This window comes from Pseudoalteromonas sp. GW168-MNA-CIBAN-0100 (assembly GCF_040309225.1).
Classification (GTDB): Bacteria; Pseudomonadota; Gammaproteobacteria; order Enterobacterales; family Alteromonadaceae; genus Pseudoalteromonas; species Pseudoalteromonas arctica.
Genome location: NZ_JBEOOL010000753.1, coordinates 1 through 258, shown reverse-complemented (window position 1 = coordinate 258; position 258 = coordinate 1). Strand labels below are relative to the sequence as shown.

1 protein-coding gene is annotated in these 258 nt (G+C 43.4%); it reads right to left on the bottom strand.

What is annotated here, in order from left to right:
* On the bottom strand, window positions 1-258 hold a 258-nt coding region (locus tag AAEY62_RS23280; protein WP_350636809.1), incomplete at both ends, for a type II secretion system F family protein.

Sequence of the window (258 nt, the reverse complement as noted above, 5' to 3'; positions counted from 1 at the left end):
GTCCAAGGGAGTACTTGCTTGGTTTTCTCAAACGTTTTAAGTATTTTAGGTACTACAGTACCTAATAAAACCGACACAATTGCAATAGCAAACACCACTAAAATAATGGGGTACACCATAGCTTGCGTTATTTGACTGCGCATATATTGGCGCTGTTCGGTGTAATCGGCAAGCCGGTTTAGTACTTGGTCTAAATGCCCTGACTTTTCGCCTGCGGCAACCATAGCGCGGTATAAATCGTCAAACACATGCGGAAAC